Source organism: Protofrankia sp. Cr1 (assembly GCF_963555865.1).
Taxonomy (GTDB): domain Bacteria; phylum Actinomycetota; class Actinomycetes; order Frankiales; family Frankiaceae; genus Protofrankia.
Genome location: NZ_CAUVXO010000582.1, coordinates 1 through 3,209 on the forward strand (window position 1 = coordinate 1; position 3,209 = coordinate 3,209).

Consider the following 3,209-nt stretch of genomic DNA (forward strand, 5'->3'; position numbering starts at 1 on the left):
ACCGCTCGCCGACCGCTACTCAACCCGTATACAGGCCATGTATACGTCCTTGGTATGACGGCCATACCAAGCCGGTCTGACCGACGATCCGAAGCCGACTCGCTCATACGGACCCGGTATAGACGCGCACATCAGTCGTAATACTGCTTGCTTTGGCGCTAATATGCGGGCCATGGCTGACCGCAATACCCATCGGGTCTATACCGCCCGCCGACCCACCGACGGCGAGGACTGGGCCGCCGTCGCGGCGGCACTCAACGAACGGATGGCAGCCCGCCGCATCGGTCAGCAACAGCTCGCCGAGGCATCGGGGGTGTCGGTGTCCACGGTCCGCCTGGTGCAGCACGGCACCGGCCGCCGCTTCCAGAACAAGACGCTGACCGCGCTCGCCCGCGCGCTCGACTGGCCCGACGACCATCTGATCAGAGTTCTACTCGCCGGCCACCCGCCCACCGAACCCACCACCACCGACGATCCGGTCATCGTGACACTGCGCCGGATCGAAGAACGCCTGGACGAACTCAGTCGCCGTCTCCTGACCGTCGAGCAGCTCGTCACCGCCGGGCAGGACCCCGAGCCGCACACCTGCGAGCCCCGCGCACGATAGAAGGGGCCGGCACCCGGACGGACGACAGATCGTCCACCTGGGCACCAGCCCCTGACTGGCGACCGCTGATCAGCCCGAGCCGAACGGCAGCCTCTCGGGCATCGCCGGACCCGCCACCACGCCGTCTACCGGCCGGAACACAAGCGTCACCTCAACATCACCAAACGCCTCCGCGAACCCCAGGCCGTCCGGCAGCGCCGCCCACGCCCGCATGACGTCCACCGGCCGCGCGTCCGGGTAGATCGTAATCGTGGAGTTGTCGCGGTCGAGGGTGACCGGTGCGTGCGCACCGGTGGTCTCAGCCACCGGCCCGCCGCGTCGAGCGTGCCAACGCCGCACCCAGCAGCATCCGACCCGCCGCCGGCGCCGTGGAGTGGTCCACGAAGAAGAACAGCGGGCACACCTGATAGTCGTGCCAGCCGCTTTCCACCGCGAACAGCTCCGCCGACGCGGGCGAATCAAACGTGATCGTCGTATCGCGGACCCGCCGTTCGTCCCCCGGCTCAAAGCGCACCACGCCGTAGAGCACGGACATCGATCCATCCCCGCCGTCAGTCACCGTGTCTGCGCTGGTCACCGGCCGCACCGTCCCATCCTGTCGTCAGCGTGCCTTTCGGACGTCAGCCCGGCCCCGCGGACACCACGCTCAACACGGAACCGGACTGGTTGGACAACAGGCTCACCGACCCGCGGACCACACCGAAACGCCAAGTCCGCATACGCCGCCCGACTCCCCCGACCGGCCGTGTTCCACCAGGCGAACAGTCGACAACCGGTACACGAGCGCGCGACTCGGACGAAGGTCCCATACCAACCTGGTATGAACGCGCTACTGTCAGCATGCCGCCCTGCACACCGCTGACCGGCGGACCATCGGACGCACCCGAGAAGGCACGATGCCGCCAACCACCAGCCCCTACACGGTCTCCCGGCAGGTACTCGACCGGGACGACATGCGCACGGCGCTGAACGCCCGCGACTTCGGCACCATCTTCCGGCTGTTGAAGAAGTACGACGGCGCCAGTCAGGACCGCATCGCCTCGCCGATCGAAGGGCTCACCCAGAGCCGCGTCAGCCGAATCATGCGCGATCAGGAACACATCATGTCCATCGACCTGATCGAACGCATCGCCGACGCCCTGCGCATCCCCGGCGAGCTTCTCCGGCTGGCCCCGCGCCCATGGGAGACCACAGGCCCCACCCCCGCGCCACCCTCCCAGGACGCCCGCGCAGAGATCCCCGCGCCGACCCCGCCCGCCGCCCGATCGGCCCCCGAACACCCGGCATCCACGCCAGGCGACTACGCCGCGCGGGAACGGTCCCTGTCCGTCACGATCGACATCGCAGCCGACGCCTCCGCCCAGGTCACCTACACCTACGAACTGGTGAACATCGGCACGTTACCGATCACTCGTCTCGTCCGTGAGCTGTGGTTCAAACACACCACCGGCATCCTCACCATCGCGCCAGCCGCCGCATCCGACCGCAACGTCATCATCCAGCGGATCCACGACACCATCACGATGTCCAAGTTCGCCTGCCAGATCTTCCCCGCATTGCAGCCCAGCGAATCTGCGATCATCGCCTACACCTGCGACGGCGGCCGGTTCCTCGACGAGCTCTACTGGCGGCAAGCCTTCACCCGCCCCACCGACCGGTACTCACTCGCCGTCCGCCACCGCGGCACACGGCAACTGCTGAGCTGCACCGCCGTGGAGGAACACGCCGACGGCTCCGAGGTCTCCGCCACCGACGGACTCACCTGGAAACACGACCAGACCGCCATCGTCATCGAGTTGACCCGCGCCAACCTGGCACCCAACCACGCCGTAACGCTTCGATGGGACGCCGATCGTGACCCTGCGCAATGACATCGAAACGGCGCTACGGGCCTGGGACGCCTACGAACGCCAGCGAGGCTGCCCCGCGGTCATCGACTACGACTGCGTCCCCACCGACGCCGAGATCCCGCCGGTCGCCGACCGAATCGACGCTCACAACCGGTTCACCGACCTGGAACACCGCGCACACGCCGAGAACCAACCCCACCTCGCCGACCGCATCGGCGCACACCTGGCCTACCTGCGTGCGCTCCTCGGCGAACACCAACCATTGGACGCCTACGTCCAGGCCACCCAGGGATGCACGGCGGCCGGATGGACCGACGACTACCTCACCACCTGCCGCGACCGGGCGATATCGGCCATCGGGGCATTCGGGGTGACCTGGGGTCCCGATACCGCCGCCCACCTCGACGAGGCCGAAGACCCCGTGAACAGCGACGACGTCCCCGAGCTGATCCGCGCAGCGGCAACGGAGATCGAACCGATAGTCCGCCGCCTCACCAGCGCCACTGCCGACTACGACCTGAGCATTGAACGTGTCGACCTCGATGTGTACTGGGCCTACTGGCTCGACGGAGCCGGATCAAAGGTCCGCCTTCGCCTCAACCAACGCAACGCCCGGTTCACCGCGGTACGGCTACGCCAGTTCGCCCAACACGAAATCCTCGGTCACGCGCTCCAAGCCGCCAACTGGTCGGCCATCTGCACCCGAGACGACGTCCCGTGGGTGCGCCTGACTTCCGTACACGCCCAACAAC

The 3,209-nt window shown here is 67.4% G+C and carries 4 protein-coding genes and 1 pseudogene; 3 read left to right on the forward strand and 2 right to left on the reverse strand.

Annotated features, from left to right (window positions below; all coding sequences use genetic code 11):
- The first annotated feature begins 172 nt into the window (after positions 1-172).
- Positions 173-607 carry an XRE family transcriptional regulator gene (locus U9980_RS26170; RefSeq protein ID WP_322770367.1) on the forward strand — a complete coding sequence of 145 codons (435 nt, stop codon included), beginning with the start codon at positions 173-175 and terminating at the stop codon, positions 605-607.
- A gap of 69 nt (positions 608-676) precedes the next feature.
- Here U9980_RS26170 and U9980_RS26175 read toward each other — a convergent pair whose 3' ends face one another.
- Complete coding sequence (locus tag U9980_RS26175) at positions 677-913, reverse strand: hypothetical protein (RefSeq protein ID WP_322770368.1); 237 nt, start codon at positions 911-913, stop codon at positions 677-679.
- The gene (locus tag U9980_RS26180; RefSeq protein WP_322770369.1) at positions 906-1,184 is read right to left on the reverse strand and encodes a hypothetical protein; all 279 of its coding nucleotides are present in this window, start codon (positions 1,182-1,184) and stop codon (positions 906-908) included. The genes U9980_RS26175 and U9980_RS26180 overlap by 8 nt, the downstream gene beginning before the upstream one ends.
- Before the next feature lie 319 nt (positions 1,185-1,503).
- Between U9980_RS26180 and U9980_RS26185 the strand changes: the two genes are divergently transcribed.
- Together U9980_RS26185 and U9980_RS26190 are read left to right on the forward strand one after the other, a co-directional pair.
- Entirely contained in the window at positions 1,504-2,478 is a 975-nt protein-coding gene (locus U9980_RS26185; RefSeq protein ID WP_322770370.1) for a helix-turn-helix domain-containing protein, read from the forward strand.
- Positions 2,462-3,209 (forward strand): annotated as a pseudogene (locus U9980_RS26190) (hypothetical protein); the annotation flags it as partial. The gene U9980_RS26185 and the pseudogene U9980_RS26190, both read left to right, overlap by 17 nt.